Here is a 15,398-nt window from a genome sequence, read left to right as displayed (position 1 = left end):
GTGCAAAACCTCGCTTCAAGCCGGCAACCAGAGCTTGAAGCGAGCACCGCCCAACGGTGACTGTTCGACGTTCAGCGTACCGCCCTGCGCCTGCAGGGCGCGCCGACTGATCGCCAGCCCCAGGCCAAAGCCCCCGGTCGCTCGGTCCCGGCTGCGATCCAGACGGTAGAACGGTTCAAAAATACGCTCACGCTCCTGTTCCGGAATGCCAATCCCGTCGTCATCCACCCACAGTTCACAGCCCTGGCCGGTAACATTCACTCCCACCTGAATTCGCCGATCGCAGTAACGCATGGCGTTGCGCAGCAGGTTTTGCAGCGCCCGCGCAGTCAACCGCGGGTCAAGGGCAAAGCGCTCTTGAGTTCCGTGCAGCAATACATCCAGCACGATATCGGGCGCCTCCAGTTCCTCATCAAAACTGCCGAGAATGCTGTCGATAAACTCATCCAGCGACACCTCTACCCGTTCTGGCATCAATGCCGGATTTTGCAGGCGACTGAACGACAGTAACTCCAGTACCAGCTCATCCAGTTCGCGAATATGCCCCACCAATACCTGCAAGCGCTGACGACTGGGCTCAGGCAAGTCGTCGCACAGTACCAGCGCCAGCCCAAAGTCCAGACGTGTCAACGGCGTGCGCAATTCATGGGACACCGCATTCAACAAGTCGCGCTGCTGATTGAGCAGATGCTCGACGTCCTGCGCCATGGCGTCAAACACCGTGGCCAGGCCATAAATGTTCGAACGTTGGGATATCTGCGTACGCTCGCTCAGTTGCCCCTGGCCGATGCGCGCCGCCGTTAGCTTGAGGCGCTCCAGATCACGCCAGTGCGGGCGCAGCCACAGCAGCAAGCCGCCAAGCATGGCAGCACCGATCAAGACGTTGATACTCCAGTACAACACACTCATATCAAACGGATCAGGGGGCATGACCCATTCAATGGCGACCTGATCGTCCAGTGGTGAAACCACCAGTGTGCGCCAACCCCACTCGCCAATACGCAATACGCCCTGCCCTTGCTGCAACTGGCGTTGCTCCTCGGCGGTGAATTTCGCATCGGTAATGGGCAGCAGATTGACCCTCATCGGCTGGAATTGCGTGTCGAGTTCTTGGGCAAGACTCGGCCATTGCTCGGGGGGCAGATGATGGAACTGTTTGACCAGCAGGGTCTGCATGCCCCGCGACATATCGACGTTGTAGTTCATGAAACGCTCATGAAACAGCGACACGATTACCCCAGGCACCAGATAACTGGCCATGGCGAACGACACGATCGTTACCAGATACAGGCGTATCAGTATTTTGAACATGGACTCAGCATTCCCATTCAGAGCGGCTGAACAGGTAACCCTTGCCCCACACAGTCTTGATCTTGCGCGCTTCACCGGCGCAGTCATCGAACTTGCGCCGCAACTTGGAGATTGCCACATCGACAGAACGGTCCGTACCGTTGAACTCAATTCCGCGTAAACGCTGCAGGATCTGATCACGGCTCAGCACCTCACCGGCATGCCGCGCCAGCACCACCAGCAGGTTGTACTCGCCGCTGGACAGCTCGATCACTTGCCCGCGCCAGTGAACCGTGCGCTCTGACAAGTCGATGCACAGGTTGCCAATAATGATCCGGTCACTGGCCAACTGTGGCTCGGCCAGGCTACTGCGGCGCAAAAGAGTACGCACGCGAGCCAGCAATACACGGGGCTCGCAAGGTTTTGTCACATAATCGTCAGCCCCCATCTCTAGCCCCAGCACCTGATCATGACTATCGTCGCGGGCTGTCAACATCAGGATCGGCAGGCTTGCAGACTCGGCGCGCAACAAACGGCAGACTTGCAGGCCATCGAGCCCTGGCAACATCAGATCAAGAATGACCAGATCCGGAGGGTTACTTCTTGCTCTGTCACAGACTTGATCGCCACGGGCAATCACACTGACCTGATAGCCATTGCGTTCCAGATAGCTGGCAATCAGCTCCGAAAGAGCGGCATCGTCTTCGACCAGCAAAATAGTGGGCATAATATGTGCTTACAACCGGGGAAAACCCAAAGGATATACAACCTCACAGGGATAGGAGCACAACCTTCACACTTTTTCACACACCCTCTACATAGCTTCACAACGCCTCTTGCGTGCTGCGCTTAGCATGCCTACAGAAACAACCCGCTTATTTAAGAAGGCACGATCGTTGAAAAAGCTCTTCGCCCCGCTATTCCTAACGGCGCTGGCCCTGGCCATCAGTGCCTGTGATAAAAATCCGGTCGCTGAAACCAAACCTGCTTTGGCCAAGGTTCGTACAGAAGTCATCGCCACTGCGCCCCTGTCCGTCAGCAACGAGCTGAGCGGCCGGGTTGTGGCCCCGCGCGTGGCGCAAGTCAGCGCCCGGGTTGCCGGTGTCGTGCTCAAGCGCGCATTCACCGAAGGTTCGGAGGTCAAACAGGGCGATGTACTGTTTTTGATTGACCCGGCACCGTTCAAGGCGGACCTGGACAGCGCCCAGGCAGCACTGCGCAAATCCGAGGCAGTTGCCTTGCAGGCAAAACTGCAAGACCAGCGCTACGCCGAGCTGATTGAAATCAACGCCATCAGCCGCCAGGACCATGACAATGCGCGCGCGGCTGCACAGCAGGCCAACGCCGATGTTGCCGCCAACCAGGCCGCTGTTCAGCGCGCCAAACTGAACCTAGGCTACGCCACCGTCACCGCGCCGATCTCCGGTCGCATTGGTCGTGCACTGGTGACTGAGGGCGCACTGGTCGGTCAGGGCGAAGTCACGCCGCTGGCACGCATCCAGCAACTGAACCCGATCCATGTCGACCTGACGCAGTCCACCCGCGATCTGGACAACCTGCGCGAGGCTTTCCGTGCCGGGGAGTTGCAGCAGGTTGGCAAGCAGCAAGCCAAGGCCACCTTGATTCGCGACAATGGCAGCCTGTACCCGCTGCCGGGCAAGCTGCTGTTTACCGATGTGACCGTGGACCCGAGCACTGGGCAGATCATTCTGCGCAGCGAGTTCCCCAACCCTGACTACGACTTGCTGCCTGGCAGCTTTGTGCGTGTGCGTCTGGAGCAGGCAGTCAACAAGGAAGGCATCAGCGTGCCGCAGCGCGCAGTCCTGCGTGACAGCGCCGGGGTTGCCCAAGTGTTGTTGATTGATGCTGACAACCGTGTGCAGTTGCAATCAGTGCAACTGGGCAGCGCACATAATGATCGCTGGGCCGTGACTTCAGGCCTCAAGGCCGGTGACCGTATTGTCACTGAAGGTCTGCAGCACGCACGCCCCGGCGAGCAAGTACAAATCGATGACCCGACACTTCCTCTCGCACACTCCACGGATCAGTGAGCATGCCGCAGTTCTTTATCGACCGCCCGGTCTTTGCCTGGGTCGTCGCGTTGTTCATTCTGCTGGCGGGGGCCTTGGCCATCCCGCAGTTACCAGTAGCCAAATACCCCGACGTGGCACCGCCACAGGTTGAGGTGTACGCGATTTACCCTGGTGCATCTGCGCAAACCCTGGACGAAAGTGTGGTCAGCCTGATTGAGCAAGAGCTCAACGGCACGGACGGCCTGCTGTATTTCGAATCCCAAAGCAGCCTGGGCAGTGCCAGCATTACCGCAACGTTCAAACCCGGCACCGACCCGGAAATGGCTCAGGTCGATGTGCAGAACCGGCTTAAAGCGGTCGAGTCGCGCCTGCCACAGGCGGTTATTCAGCAAGGCCTGCAAGTCGAAAAAATCTCCTCGGGCTTTTTGATGCTGGTGACCCTGACCGCCGACAGTACCAGCACGCTGGATGAGGTCGCCCTCAGCGATTACCTTGCGCGCAACGTGATGAACGAAGTCAAGCGCATCGACGGGGTCGGCAAGGCCCAGTTGTATGGCGCCGAACGAGCGATGCGTATCTGGATCGACCCGCAAAAGCTGATTGGCTTCAACCTCACCCCGGCTGATGTCAACCAAGCGATTGCCAGCCAAAACGCACAGGTTTCAGCAGGCAGCATCGGTGACTTGCCGGGCCGCTCTACACAGGAAATCACTGCCACGGTTCTGGTCAAAGGACAGCTATCTACCCCGCAAGAATTTGCTGACATTGTTCTGCGTGCTAACCCGGATGGCTCTACCGTGCGGGTCGGCGATGTCGCGCGGGTCGAAATCGGCAGCCAGGAATACCAGTACGGCACCCGTCTGAACGGCAAGTCCGCGAGCGCTTTCAGCGTCAAGCTGGCCCCGGAGGCGAACGCGCTGAATACCGGCAACCTGATCCGCGCCAAGATGGACGAGCTGAGCCGCTATTTCCCGGCCGGTGTCGAGTACACCATCCCGTATGACACCACGCCGTTTGTCAAAGTCTCGATCACCAAGGTCATCTACACCCTGGTCGAGGCCATGGTGCTGGTGTTTCTGGTGATGTACCTGTTCTTGCAGAACATCCGCTACACCTTGATCCCTACCCTGGTGGTGCCGGTGGCGCTGATGGGCACGTTCGCCACCATGCTGATGTTGGGGTTTTCGATCAACGTACTGACCATGTTCGGCATGGTGCTGGCGATCGGCATTTTGGTGGACGATGCCATTGTGGTGGTGGAAAACGTCGAGCGGATCATGGTCAGCGAAGGACTATCGCCCCGTGAAGCTACGCGCAAGGCAATGACCCAGATCAGCGGCGCGATTATCGGCATCACCCTGGTACTGGTGGCGGTGTTTATTCCGATGGCGTTTATGCCGGGCTCGGTGGGTGTCATTTACCAGCAGTTCTCGCTGTCGATGGCGACTTCGATCCTGTTCTCGGCGTTTTTGGCCCTGTCCCTGACCCCGGCGCTATGCGCAACCCTGCTCAAGCCCATTGCCAAGGGTGAACATCATGCCAAGGGCGGTTTCTTTGGCTGGTTCAACCGCAAGTTCGAACGCCTGTCAGCAGGTTATGAGAACTGGGTAGTACACCTGATCAAGCGCAGCGGGCGTTATCTGCTGGTGTACGGTGGCTTGCTGGTGATTCTGGTGGTGTGTTTTGCCCGTCTGCCCTCCTCCTTTTTGCCGGTCGAGGATCAGGGTTACACCATCACCGACATACAACTGCCGCCGGGCGCCAGCCAGAACCGCACGATCAATGTGGTCGAGCAGATCGAGGCACACAACGCCAGCGAGCCGGGCGTGGGTAATACCACGATGATTCTGGGCTTCAGTTTTTCGGGGAGCGGACAAAACGCAGCGCTGGCCTTTACCACCCTCAAGGACTGGTCGCAGCGTGGCGCCGAGGACTCTGCATCGGCTATCGCTGACCGGGCGAACGGTGCTTTCAGCGAACTCAAGGACGCGATTGCCTTTGCCATTCTGCCGCCTCCGGTCAGTGGCCTAGGCACCTCCAGCGGTTTTGAGTTGCGCCTGCAAGACCGTGGTGGCGTCGGTTATGACACGTTGATGCAAGCCCGTAGCGAACTGCTGGCTCTGGCCGCAAAAAGCTCGGTGCTGGCCAATGTGCGTCAAGAGGCACTGGCAGAAAGCCCGCAAGTGCAGCTTGAGGTTGATCGCAAACGTGCCAATGCGCTGGGCATTTCCTTCGCTGACATCGGTGCAGTGCTGTCTACCGCGGTGGGCTCGGCCTATGTCAACGACTTCCCGAACCAGGGCCGCATGCAGCGGGTAGTGGTTCAGGCCGAAGGCGATCAGCGCAGTCAGGTTGAAGACTTGTTGAAAATGAATGTGCGCAACGACCTCGGCAAGATGGTGCCGCTGTCGGCCTTCGTCGAAGCCCGCTGGATAAAGGGCCCCTCGCAGTTGACGCGCTACAACGGCTACCCGGCGATCAGCGTTTCCGGTGAGGCGGCTCCAGGGCACAGCACCGGCGAGGCGATGGCCGAAATGGAGCGTCTGATCAGCCAGTTGCCTACAGGTCTGGGCCTGGAATGGACCGGGTTATCGTTGCAGGAACGCGTGTCCGGGGCTCAAGCACCGGTTCTGCTCGGGCTGTCACTGCTGATCGTGTTCCTGTGCCTTGCGGCGCTGTACGAAAGCTGGTCGATCCCGACTGCGGTGTTGCTCGTGGTGCCGCTGGGAGTGCTCGGCGCAGTACTGGCCGTGACGTTGCGCGGGATGCCCAATGACGTGTTCTTCAAGGTGGGGCTGATCACTATCATTGGTTTATCGGCCAAAAACGCCATTTTGATCATCGAATTTGCCAAGACTCTCTACGACGAAGGTCATGATCTGATTGACGCCACCGTGCAAGCTGCCCGCCTGCGGCTACGTCCGATCGTGATGACCTCCCTGGCGTTCATCCTCGGCGTGGTGCCGTTAGCCATTGCCACGGGCGCCAGTTCGGCCAGTCAGCAAGCCATTGGCACCGGGGTTATTGGCGGCATGATCGTCGCAACCCTGGCCGTGGTATTTGTGCCGGTGTTCTTCGTGGTGGTGATGAAACTCGCAAGAAGCAAACCACGTCAGGGTTAAGACGCTGCGGTGCGTGCTAAGGTGCAGTAACACTCAGAAACAGGGATTGTTTATGCCGCACCTTGCTCGCACGCATCCTCGCTTGACCGCCGCTACCCTGCTGGGTGTGGCGGTCGGCATTTTCGCCCCCGCTGCCACAATAACCACCAAGTTTTTGTTGGGCTGGAACGCCGGTGTATGGCTGTATCTGGCTCTGACGTTGTGGTTGGTGATGCGCTCCAAAGCCTGTGACGTAAAACGCACGGCTGAAGTAGAAGATGAAAACGCCAGTATGGTGCTGATCACCGTGTGCATTGCATCGATTGCCAGCCTCGCCGCCGTTACCCTTGAGCTGTCGGGCAACAAACTCAGCGATGGCGACCGCCTTATGCATTACGGTTTTACCGGACTGACTGTGGTGGGTTCATGGTTGATGATCGGGGTTATTTTCAGCCTGCATTACGCAAGGCTGTTCTATAACAACGAAGGGACGGAGCCAGCGTTGCGCTTTCCTGAAGGGGAACTGGACCCGGATTACTGGGACTTCATGTATTTCTCTTTCACCCTCAGCGTTGCGGTGCAGACAGCTGATGTGAGCATTGCCACCCGCGAAATGCGCAAAGCCGTATTGGGGCACTCCCTGCTGGGCTTTTTGTTTAACACGGCTGTGCTGGGGTTTTCGATCAATATTGCGGCGGGGTTGTTCTAACGAGACTCTCAAAGTTGCGGGAGCGAGCCTGCTCGCGAAGGCATCTCTGCGGCCCACATCGCGAGCAGGCCCGCTCCCGCAAGAGCTGGACCTGCATCAGCAAAGTGGCTGCCATTGCGGCAGCCACCGGCTTTTAGTCAGCCGTCAGCACACCACGGCGCACCTGATCGCGTTCGATGGATTCAAACAGCGCCTTGAAGTTACCTTCACCAAAGCCATCATCACCCTTGCGTTGGATAAACTCGAAGAACACCGGGCCCATCAAGGTTTCCGAGAATATCTGCAACAGCAAACGCTTGTCGCCTGACTCGGAAGAACCATCCAGCAAAATCCCACGCGATTGCAGCTCTTCAACCGGCTCACCGTGGTTCGGCAGGCGGCCTTCGAGCATTTCGTAGTAAGTTTCTGGCGGCGCAGTCATGAAACGCATGCCGATTTTCTTCAGCGCATCCCACGTCTTGATCAGGTCATCACTGAGGAAAGCCACGTGCTGAATGCCTTCGCCGTTGAACTGCATCAGAAACTCTTCAATCTGACCTGCACCTTTGGACGACTCTTCGTTCAAGGGGATACGGATCATGCCATCCGGAGCCGTCATGGCCTTGGACGTCAGGCCGGTATATTCGCCCTTGATGTCGAAATAGCGAATTTCACGGAAGTTGAACAGCTTCTCGTAGAAGTTGGCCCAGTAAGCCATGCGGCCGCGATAGACGTTGTGCGTCAGGTGATCGATGATCTTCAGCCCAGCGCCCACGGGATGACGGTCGACGCCTTCGATAAACACAAAGTCGATGTCGTAAATCGAATTGCCTTCGCCGTAACGGTCAATCAGGTACAGCGGCGCACCGCCAATGCCTTTAATAGCCGGCAAATTCAGTTCCATTGGACCTGTAGGAATGTGGACCGGCTGGGCACCCAGTTCAAGCGCTCGGGTGTAGGCTTGCTGCGCATTGCGCACGCGGAAAGCCATACCGCAAACCGACGGGCCGTGCTCCGCTGCGAAGTATGACGCGACACTGTTGGGTTCGTTATTGAGGATCAGGTTGATATCGCCCTGGCGATACAAGTGCACGTTCTTGGAACGGTGGGTTGCCACCTTGGTGAAACCCATGATTTCAAAGACAGGTTCGAGAGTGTTGGGTACAGGGGACGCGAATTCGATGAATTCAAAGCCCATCAGGCCCATTGGGTTTTCGTATAGATCAGCCATTTTCGGCGCCTCATCATGGTCATTTTTAGAATAAACAGGGGTTATTTACTAAGAATGCTGAGGCTGGCAGGAGGCGCGCAGGAGATCCCGCGTACACTGCGCGCAAGGAAATCACCGTAGATCAATTGGAACCCGAATCGCTTCATTTCGATCCATCTCTTACGCGGTAGGGCTTCTGAATGCAGAAGTCGTTATTCTTGTATGCGTAAGCCGATTCTACATGGCGTAATCTTATTTGTCCTACCCATTGTAAAATAGCCGGCCTGTGCTGCTAGCCTTTTACTATTGTTCTCTAGCGTACGCCAAAGCCTCCCCCCCCCAACGCATGAGTAGGATTTTGAATGCCACTCACTCTGAAGCTGAGCCGCAAATGGACTGACCGCTACGCGCTGATTGTGCTCAGTGGGCTGCTGCCAGTTGTGCTGGGGATGTTTATTCTATTTTGGCAGGCCAACCGCTCGCTCGAGCTTGAAGCCGAACAAACCGCTACTGAAGCAGTACGCCAGTTTGACTTGATGCTGGACAACGCCAGGCTTGCCGCCGATGTCGTCTTGCCGCTGGCCGGTCAGGACTGTGCTCAGGTTGAACTGGCCCTGCGCGAGCAGGTCGCGCGCCGCCCTTTTGTACGCTCCGTAAACCTGGTGTGGGACAACCAGATTTACTGCACTTCTTTATTTGGCAATTACAAGGAAGTGGTTAACCCCGCCAACTATGCCAATGGTGAGTTGTGGCTGATGCCCGGCACTATGGTCACACCCAATGACCCCGTTCTGGTGTACCGCCGCAACGATGAAAAACGTGGGGTGTTGATCAGCCTGTACGGCTTTCATCTGGTTAACGTATTGGGCCTGATCAACCACAAGACCCAACTAATGATTACAGTGGGCGATGCCTGGATCGATCGTTACGGCCAAGTACGCAACACCCCGCCTCCACATTTTCCAGTGGCGCAAACTGCAGTAGCCTCACCCGAATTCCCCTACCAAGTAATTGCAGGGTTTAACAAGGGCGAAGTCTGGCAGCATGTCATTGTGGAATACCCCGGCTTCCTCGGTTTGTTGATCTTTTTAGGCGCTATTTCAGCAGCGACGGTTCACAGGCTGCAAAAACGCTCATCATCACCCTCCAGTGAAATGCGCCGCGGTCTGGACGCGGCAGAGTTCATTCCATACTTTCAGCCGGTGGTACGGGGTGATACCAAGCAGTGGGCAGGGGCGGAAGTATTGATGCGCTGGCAGCATCCTAATGAGGGGTTGGTTCGCCCGGACCTGTTTATTCCTTTTGCAGAACACTCGGGGTTGATTGTGCCCATGACGCGTTCACTCATGGAGCAAACATCACGCCTGCTTGCCCCCCATTCCAGCCATATGGAACCCGGCTTCCATATAGGCTTCAATATTACGGCCCGGCATTGCCAGAACCTTGAACTGGTAGAAGATTGCCGACGCTTTCTAAAGGCGTTCCCACCCGGAAAAATCAGCCTTGTGTTGGAACTTACCGAGCGCGACCAGATCGTACCGACCCCCACCACCCATGAATTGTTCAGTCAATTGCACACCCTGGGAGTCATGATTGCCATCGATGATTTTGGCACCGGCCACTCAAGCTTGAGTTACTTGCGCGAGTTCAACGTCGACTATTTGAAGATTGATCAGAGTTTTGTCGCCCTGATTGGCGTGGACGCCCTGTCCAGACATATTCTGGACAGCATCATTGAGTTGAGCGCAAAGCTCGACCTGGGGATAGTTGCCGAGGGCGTTGAGACCGAAGAGCAAAGTGAATACCTGGCCGCTCAAGGCGTTGATTTTCTACAGGGCTATTTGTTTGCGCGGCCCATGCCCGCCGCCGAATTCATCAACGCTTTACAGGGGCGATAACACCTGCTTAACAACAAGCAGGCTTACTGATTAAAACAATTTTAAACAGTAAGCCTGTATCACTTGGCAGCCTGCGAATTAACTACTACAATTTTTTTGTGCCAATAAGAACTTTTGAATGTTTGCATCAGCGGGCTCGCTCACAAGAAGCAACAGCGAGGCGTAACCCGGTAAATCTTGTGCATTCCAAACATCATTAATTCGCTTCGGTATCACCCCACCGAACCTGTGAATGGAGTAATGACTTTGTCTAGACTTGCTGAGTTTCGCGCTGCCGAAAAAGCGCTTCAAGAACAGCTGGCGCAATTGGAAGCCTTGAAAAATGATGCCGGACTGAAAAAAGAAATCGAGTTTGAAGAAAAACTTCAACACTTGATGAAAACGTACGGCAAGAGCCTTCGGGATATTATCGCCATCCTTGACCCTAATCCTTCAGCTTCAAAGGGCGGGGCAGCACCTAAACAGCGTAAGGCTCGCGTGCTGAAGGTTTACCAAAACCCGCATACCGGTGAACTGATTGAAACCAAGGGCGGCAATCATCGCGGCCTGAAAGCATGGAAAGAAGAGTACGGTGCCGCAACGGTAGATACTTGGCTTCGTGCATAAGTTTGTACTTGATCAACGCCCTGCTTGTGCAGGGCTTTTTTATAGCTTGAATTCAAGTCATTCAATTCTAAAGATTTAAAGCTGGCCTAATTGCTCGCATCAGGGTGGTCGTATCCGCTTCCTGATAAATGGCGCCTGTCTATTTAGCCTGATCACTCGTCCAAAAATGAATAATCCCCCGCTAAAGCAGTAATACCATGTAGGAATTGTCTTGCTGTGCGAGCCATGCGACCGAAAGCGGGTAAAGAGTGTGCTGCTTCACAATTTTTTCACATGGAAGATCACAGGATAGGGGCTGCTAAAGGACTAGCGCCCCATGCCCGCTTCGGCGGGCTTCTTTTTGCCCGAAATTTGCCAACCTCCCTGCCTGAACCTTGACTCACGCAGCCATTACCCTGAATCGGGTTTGGCGCATGGCGTCACATTCCGTATCATTCGCCCATCACGCTCACCGTAGCGACCGATCACCTACGCATCATTTTCGGAGGGTTCATGAGCCTGCAAGACCTGAACAACATTCCCGGCGTAACTGCTGAACCAGATAGCGCTACCCAGAACTTCGTGTTCAACCACACTATGCTGCGTGTAAAGAACATCGAGAAATCCCTGGATTTCTATACCCGCGTCCTGGGGTTCTCGCTGGTTGAAAAGCGTGATTTCCCCGAAGCTGAATTCAGCCTGTACTTCCTGGCACTGGTGGACAAGGCGCAGATCCCGGCAGATGACGCAGCGCGCACGCTGTGGATGAAGTCGATTCCCGGCATCCTGGAGTTGACCCACAACCACGGTTCGGAAACCGACGACAGCGTTGTCTACCACAACGGCAACACCGACCCGCGTGGCTTTGGTCACATCTGCATTTCGGTGCCGGATATTCGCGCCGCTTGCGAGCGTTTTGAAACCCTGGGCGTGGACTTCCAGAAGCGTCTGAACGATGGCCGCATGAAATCGCTGGCATTCGTGAAAGACCCGGACGGTTACTGGGTCGAGATCATCCAGCCGCAACCGATGTAAAAATCGGACGCAAAAAAAAACCCATGATTGCTCATGGGTTTTTTTGTATCTGGCCGCTTATTCCGGCGCAGATGAGCGGATCAAGTGATCGAATGCGCTCAGCGAAGCCTTGGCGCCCTCACCTACCGCAATCACGATCTGCTTGTACGGTACGGTAGTCACGTCACCTGCAGCGAAAATGCCGGGGATGGACGTTTCACCGCGAGCATCGACAATGATCTCGCCGCGAGGCGAAAGCTCAATAGAGCCTTTGAGCCAATCAGTGTTTGGCAGCAAGCCAATCTGCACAAAAATGCCTTCCAGTTCGACGGTGTGTACATCACCCGATTGACGATCCTTGTAACGCAGACCGTTAACTTTCTGCCCGTCACCTGTGACTTCAGTGGTTTGAGCGTTGGTGATGACCGTTACGTTGGACAAGCTGTGCAACTTGCGCTGCAACACAGCATCGGCGCGCAGTTTGGTATCGAACTCAAGCAGCGTCACATGGGCAACGATACCTGCCAGGTCGATGGCCGCTTCAACGCCGGAGTTACCGCCGCCAATTACCGCAACGCGCTTGCCTTTGAACAGCGGACCATCGCAATGCGGGCAGTAGGCAACACCGCGGCTGCGATATTCCTGCTCGCCGGGCACATTCATTTCACGCCAGCGCGCACCGGTCGCCAGAATCACAGTCTTGGCCTTGAGCGAAGCACCGCTGGCGAATTTCACTTCGTGCAACTCGCCCGCCTTGCCAGGAATCAGCTTGTCAGCACGTTGCAGGTTCATGATGTCGACGTCGTATTGCTTGACGTGTTCTTCAAGTGCCGTTGCAAGCTTTGGCCCTTCAGTCTCCTGAACCGAGATAAAGTTCTCAATGGCCATGGTATCCAGCACCTGACCGCCAAAGCGCTCAGCCGCAACACCGGTACGAATGCCTTTACGCGCAGCATAAATTGCCGCTGCAGCACCGGCCGGGCCACCGCCGATCACCAGCACGTCAAAGGCTTCCTTGGCGCTGATTTTTTCGGCCTGACGCTCAATGGCGCTGGTGTCCAGCTTGCCAAGGATTTCTTCCAGGCCCATGCGGCCCTGACCGAAATTGACCCCATTCAGGTATACGCTTGGCACCGCCATCACTTGACGCTCGGTGACTTCGTCCTGGAACAGGGCGCCGTCAATCGCCACATGGCGAATGTTCGGGTTAAGCACCGCCATCAGGTTCAGTGCCTGCACCACGTCCGGGCAGTTCTGGCATGACAGCGAGAAATAGGTTTCGAAGTTGAACTCGCCTTTAAGGGAGCGAATCTGTTCAATCACGTCGCTACTGGCTTTCGATGGGTGGCCGCCTACTTGCAGCAAGGCCAGTACCAACGAAGTAAATTCGTGGCCCATAGGGATACCTGCGAAACGCAGGCTGATATCGCCGCCCGGGCGGTTCAGCGAGAACGAAGGCTTGCGCGCATCGTTGCCGTTGTCCAGCAGGGTAATCATGCTGGAAAGGCTGGCGACTTCTTTTAACAGGTCATGCATTTCACGGGATTTCGCACCGTCGTCGAGGGAAGCAACGATCTCGATCGGCTGTGTGACCCGCTCCAGGTATGACTTCAACTGAGCTTTTAGATTGGCGTCCAACATACGGGCGATCTCCTTAATACTGAATTCTGTGTAAAAAAAACGCCCGAGCGAATGTCGCCCGGGCGTTTTGAGGGCGATGCTGCTTACTACTCAGGTGCGGATCACCGCCCTTGTCTGATTCACAGACTTAGATCTTGCCGACCAGGTCCAGCGATGGAGCCAAGGTAGCTTCACCTTCTTTCCATTTGGCTGGGCAAACTTCGCCTGGGTGAGCAGCAACGTACTGAGCAGCCTTGATTTTGCGCAACAGCTCGGAAGCGTCACGGCCAACGCCGCCGTCGTTCAATTCGACGATCTTGATCAGACCTTCCGGGTTGATCACGAAAGTACCGCGGTCAGCCAGGCCTGCTTCTTCGATCAGTACGTCGAAGTTGCGGGAGATGGTCAGCGTAGGGTCGCCGATCATGGTGTACTGGATTTTGCCGATGGCTGGCGAAGTGTTGTGCCAGGCAGCGTGGGCAAAGTGGGTGTCAGTCGACACGCTGTAGATTTCCACGCCGAGCTTCTTGAACTCTTCGTAGTTGTCAGCCAGGTCTTCCAGTTCGGTTGGGCAAACGAAGGTGAAGTCGGCTGGGTAGAAGAACACGACAGACCACTTGCCTTTCAGGTCAGCGTCCGAGACTTCCACGAAGCTGCCGTTTTTGTAGGCAGTTGCTTTGAACGGTTTAACTTGGCTGTTGATGATAGGCATCGTTGACTCTCCGTCAGGGTTGAAAAGTTGATGAGGTGAATCCTAACAACACATTTCGTATCTGGCTCATTGGCAAAGCTGATGCTGGCGATTGGTTTTGGCTATCAGCGGTACCTATATATAGCTGAAAACTAAATATGGCCCTCACTGAAGGTTTTCAACTTGACGCCGATCAGCTACCGATACGTTTTTCAGCGGTGAGACTCATCCCGGTAAACGGGCTCGCTTCAACATAGCGCATGGCTGACTTGACGTCCTTCCAGCCGACGTAATTCATCAGCGACTTCAAATCCCAACCACTTTGATGCGCCCATGTTGCAAAACCGCGACGCAGGGAGTGGCTGGTGTATTGCTCTGCAGGGATGCCTGCGCGCTCCAGTGCCTGACGCAGCAGCGGAATCACACTATTGGCGTGCAACCCCTCCTCGCCCAAGTTGCCCCAGCGATCAATCCCCCTGAACACCGGGCCGCGCACCAACGCTGCAGTATTGAGCCATTCGATATAGGCCCGAACCGGGCACAGGCGCTGTAGTGCCGGGGTTTGAAAGGTCTTGCCCAGATTGTCACGGTCACTTTTGCTGCGCGGCAGATAGAGCGTTATGCCTGAACCTGCGACGGCCTGAACATGCTCAATCTGCAGGCGGCACAACTCATCACTGCGAAACCCGCGCCAGAATCCAAGCAGAATCAGGGCTGCGTCGCGTCGTGCACGCAACAGCCCCGGCTGATCTGCAGCGGCTTGCGCTGCCTGCGCCTCACCTTCAAGCCAGTCGACCACCTGCTCCAGATGCTGCAACTGCAACGGCTCCGCCTGCTTCTCTTGTACCGGGTGCAAGGCGCGGATGCCCTTGAATACCTTGCGTACCACCGGGGCCTTGGTCGGATCAGCAAAGCCCTGGCTGTTGTGCCATTGAGCCAGCGCTGACAAGCGTAGCTTCAAGGTGTTGATCGAAAGCTGACCGGCATGGGCCACCAGATAACGCGCCACGCTGTCGCTGGTGGCAGGCAGAAACCCGCCCCAGGTCACTTCGAAGTGCTCGATAGCAGCCCGATAGCTACGGCGGGTGTTGTCACGGGTCGCGGCATTTAAGTAGCGATCCAGCTCGCTCATGGGCAGTTCTCTTGGTTGGCGTACTGAAAACGGCCGTTAAAAGCACTTTAAAGGCTCTAACACGGGATAATACCAGTATATCCCGTGTCTATAATTACAAATAAAGACAAAATTTAAACACTCATATAGTATGTAA

The 15,398-nt window shown here is 55.9% G+C and carries 12 protein-coding genes; 6 read left to right on the top strand and 6 right to left on the bottom strand.

Annotated elements, in window-relative coordinates; all coding sequences use genetic code 11:
* Positions 1-15: 15 nt before the first annotated feature.
* The gene (locus V6L79_RS15075; protein ID WP_261742282.1) at positions 16-1,311 is read right to left on the bottom strand and encodes an ATP-binding protein; all 1,296 of its coding nucleotides are present in this window, start codon (positions 1,309-1,311) and stop codon (positions 16-18) included.
* A gap of 4 nt (positions 1,312-1,315) precedes the next feature.
* On the bottom strand, positions 1,316-2,017 hold the full coding sequence (locus tag V6L79_RS15070; RefSeq protein WP_261742281.1) for a response regulator transcription factor: 702 nt from the start codon (positions 2,015-2,017) through the stop codon (positions 1,316-1,318).
* A 169-nt stretch (positions 2,018-2,186) separates the two neighbouring features.
* Here V6L79_RS15070 and V6L79_RS15065 point away from each other — a divergent pair, with 169 nt between their 5' ends.
* The 3 genes from V6L79_RS15065 to V6L79_RS15055 are packed head-to-tail and all read left to right on the top strand — an operon-like array spanning position 2,187 to position 7,133.
* Positions 2,187-3,341 (top strand): efflux RND transporter periplasmic adaptor subunit, encoded by a 1,155-nt coding sequence (locus V6L79_RS15065; RefSeq protein ID WP_338579086.1) that lies wholly within the window; start codon positions 2,187-2,189, stop codon positions 3,339-3,341.
* Between the two features lie 2 nt (positions 3,342-3,343).
* Entirely contained in the window at positions 3,344-6,445 is a 3,102-nt protein-coding gene (locus V6L79_RS15060; protein ID WP_338579085.1) for an efflux RND transporter permease subunit, read from the top strand.
* A gap of 52 nt (positions 6,446-6,497) precedes the next feature.
* Positions 6,498-7,133 carry a DUF1345 domain-containing protein gene (locus tag V6L79_RS15055; RefSeq protein ID WP_261742278.1) on the top strand — a complete coding sequence of 212 codons (636 nt, stop codon included), beginning with the start codon at positions 6,498-6,500 and terminating at the stop codon, positions 7,131-7,133.
* Positions 7,134-7,266: 133 nt separating this feature from the next.
* On the opposite strand, the gene hppD is transcribed toward V6L79_RS15055, so the two are convergent.
* The gene (hppD, locus tag V6L79_RS15050; protein ID WP_261742277.1) at positions 7,267-8,343 is read right to left on the bottom strand and encodes a 4-hydroxyphenylpyruvate dioxygenase; all 1,077 of its coding nucleotides are present in this window, start codon (positions 8,341-8,343) and stop codon (positions 7,267-7,269) included.
* A 341-nt stretch (positions 8,344-8,684) separates the two neighbouring features.
* On the opposite strand from hppD, the gene V6L79_RS15045 reads away from it, so the two are divergent.
* From V6L79_RS15045 to gloA, 3 genes are all read left to right on the top strand, one after another.
* A complete protein-coding gene (locus V6L79_RS15045) occupies positions 8,685-10,220 on the top strand; it encodes an EAL domain-containing protein (RefSeq protein ID WP_338579084.1) in 1,536 nt (511 codons plus the stop codon).
* A gap of 246 nt (positions 10,221-10,466) precedes the next feature.
* Positions 10,467-10,826 carry a histone-like nucleoid-structuring protein, MvaT/MvaU family gene (locus tag V6L79_RS15040; protein WP_261742275.1) on the top strand — a complete coding sequence of 120 codons (360 nt, stop codon included), beginning with the start codon at positions 10,467-10,469 and terminating at the stop codon, positions 10,824-10,826.
* A 492-nt stretch (positions 10,827-11,318) separates the two neighbouring features.
* Positions 11,319-11,840 carry a lactoylglutathione lyase gene (gene gloA / locus V6L79_RS15035; protein WP_261742274.1) on the top strand — a complete coding sequence of 174 codons (522 nt, stop codon included), beginning with the start codon at positions 11,319-11,321 and terminating at the stop codon, positions 11,838-11,840.
* A gap of 57 nt (positions 11,841-11,897) precedes the next feature.
* Here gloA and ahpF read toward each other — a convergent pair whose 3' ends face one another.
* From ahpF to V6L79_RS15020, 3 genes are all read right to left on the bottom strand, one after another.
* The gene (ahpF, locus tag V6L79_RS15030; RefSeq protein ID WP_261742273.1) at positions 11,898-13,460 is read right to left on the bottom strand and encodes an alkyl hydroperoxide reductase subunit F; all 1,563 of its coding nucleotides are present in this window, start codon (positions 13,458-13,460) and stop codon (positions 11,898-11,900) included.
* A gap of 127 nt (positions 13,461-13,587) precedes the next feature.
* Positions 13,588-14,151: an alkyl hydroperoxide reductase subunit C gene (ahpC, locus tag V6L79_RS15025; protein ID WP_261742272.1), complete on the bottom strand. Its 564-nt coding sequence runs from the start codon at positions 14,149-14,151 to the stop codon at positions 13,588-13,590.
* A 172-nt stretch (positions 14,152-14,323) separates the two neighbouring features.
* Positions 14,324-15,262, bottom strand: a complete 939-nt coding sequence (locus tag V6L79_RS15020; RefSeq protein ID WP_261742271.1) for a site-specific integrase — start codon at positions 15,260-15,262, stop codon at positions 14,324-14,326.
* Positions 15,263-15,398: the final 136 nt, after the last annotated feature.

This window comes from Pseudomonas sp. ML2-2023-6, from assembly GCF_037055265.1.
Lineage (GTDB): Bacteria > Pseudomonadota > Gammaproteobacteria > Pseudomonadales > Pseudomonadaceae > Aquipseudomonas > Aquipseudomonas kulmbachensis.
The sequence above is the reverse complement of the archived record's forward strand: the minus strand, read 5'-3'. Positions and strand labels throughout refer to the sequence as shown.

What these genes read in the sequence shown, in the direction of transcription:
- gloA (WP_261742274.1), top strand. Translation starts at nt 11,319, where the DNA reads ATGAGCCTGCAAGACCTGAACAACATTCCCGGCGTAACTGCTGAACCA.
- V6L79_RS15070 (WP_261742281.1), bottom strand. Translation starts at nt 2,017, where the DNA reads ATGCCCACTATTTTGCTGGTCGAAGACGATGCCGCTCTTTCGGAGCTG.
- V6L79_RS15075 (WP_261742282.1), bottom strand. Translation starts at nt 1,311, where the DNA reads ATGTTCAAAATACTGATACGCCTGTATCTGGTAACGATCGTGTCGTTC.
- hppD (WP_261742277.1), bottom strand. Translation starts at nt 8,343, where the DNA reads ATGGCTGATCTATACGAAAACCCAATGGGCCTGATGGGCTTTGAATTC.
- V6L79_RS15060 (WP_338579085.1), top strand. Translation starts at nt 3,344, where the DNA reads ATGCCGCAGTTCTTTATCGACCGCCCGGTCTTTGCCTGGGTCGTCGCG.
- V6L79_RS15020 (WP_261742271.1), bottom strand. Translation starts at nt 15,262, where the DNA reads ATGAGCGAGCTGGATCGCTACTTAAATGCCGCGACCCGTGACAACACC.
- V6L79_RS15055 (WP_261742278.1), top strand. Translation starts at nt 6,498, where the DNA reads ATGCCGCACCTTGCTCGCACGCATCCTCGCTTGACCGCCGCTACCCTG.
- ahpC (WP_261742272.1), bottom strand. Translation starts at nt 14,151, where the DNA reads ATGCCTATCATCAACAGCCAAGTTAAACCGTTCAAAGCAACTGCCTAC.
- V6L79_RS15045 (WP_338579084.1), top strand. Translation starts at nt 8,685, where the DNA reads ATGCCACTCACTCTGAAGCTGAGCCGCAAATGGACTGACCGCTACGCG.
- ahpF (WP_261742273.1), bottom strand. Translation starts at nt 13,460, where the DNA reads ATGTTGGACGCCAATCTAAAAGCTCAGTTGAAGTCATACCTGGAGCGG.